At 58.7% G+C, this 1,236-nt stretch carries 2 rRNA genes (1 of these 2 only partly in view); both read right to left on the bottom strand.

Annotated features, from left to right (window positions below):
- Nucleotides 1-63, bottom strand: a 23S ribosomal RNA gene (locus ACFVXN_RS18220); its annotated part reaches 2,471 nt to the left of the window's first position; the annotation flags it as partial.
- Nucleotides 64-168: 105 nt separating this feature from the next.
- A 16S ribosomal RNA gene (locus ACFVXN_RS18215) occupies nt 169-1,236 on the bottom strand; the annotation flags it as partial.

The raw sequence follows: 1,236 nt of genomic DNA, 5'->3' as shown, positions 1-1,236 counted from the left end.
GCACACGAGGTTCCACCCGCTCCCGAAGGAGACGAGGTACTGACGCGCACCAGCTGCATGAGCCGCCGTAGTTGATGTTCCACCCGTGAGCACCACCCCGGACGCGTTCGGTCCAGGCCTGGCCTCTGCACCCACCACGCTAAGCGGTGAGCATCAGATGCTCCTTAGAAAGGAGGTGATCCAGCCGCACCTTCCGGTACGGCTACCTTGTTACGACTTAGTCCCAATCGCCAGTCCCACCTTCGACGGCTCCCCCCACAAGGGTTGGGCCACCGGCTTCGGGTGTTACCGACTTTCGTGACTTGACGGGCGGTGTGTACAAGGCCCGGGAACGTATTCACCGCAGCGTTGCTGATCTGCGATTACTAGCGACTCCGACTTCATGGGGTCGAGTTGCAGACCCCAATCCGAACTGAGACCGGCTTTTTGGGATTCGCTCCACCTCGCGGTATCGCAGCCCTTTGTACCGGCCATTGTAGCATGCGTGAAGCCCAAGACATAAGGGGCATGATGATTTGACGTCATCCCCACCTTCCTCCGAGTTGACCCCGGCAGTCTCCTATGAGTCCCCGGCATGACCCGCTGGCAACATAGGACGAGGGTTGCGCTCGTTGCGGGACTTAACCCAACATCTCACGACACGAGCTGACGACAACCATGCACCACCTGTACACCGACCTTGCGGGGCAACCATCTCTGGAAGTTTCCGGTGTATGTCAAGCCTTGGTAAGGTTCTTCGCGTTGCATCGAATTAATCCGCATGCTCCGCCGCTTGTGCGGGCCCCCGTCAATTTCTTTGAGTTTTAGCCTTGCGGCCGTACTCCCCAGGCGGGGCACTTAATGCGTTTGCTGCGGCACGGAACTCGTGGAATGAGCCCCACACCTAGTGCCCAACGTTTACGGCATGGACTACCAGGGTATCTAATCCTGTTCGCTCCCCATGCTTTCGCTCCTCAGCGTCAGTTGCGGCCCAGAGACCTGCCTTCGCCATCGGTGTTCCTCCTGATATCTGCGCATTCCACCGCTACACCAGGAATTCCAGTCTCCCCTACCGCACTCTAGTCTGCCCGTACCCACTGCAAGCCCGAGGTTGAGCCTCGAGTTTTCACAGCAGACGCGACAAACCGCCTACGAGCTCTTTACGCCCAATAATTCCGGACAACGCTTGCGCCCTACGTATTACCGCGGCTGCTGGCACGTAGTTAGCCGGCGCTTCTTCTGCAGGTACCGTCACTT

It is taken from the genome of Cellulomonas sp. NPDC058312 (assembly GCF_042880135.1).
In the GTDB taxonomy this organism is placed as follows: Bacteria; Actinomycetota; Actinomycetes; order Actinomycetales; family Cellulomonadaceae; genus Cellulomonas.
Note: the sequence above shows the minus strand (reverse complement) of the source record. Positions and strands in the feature narration are given on the sequence as shown.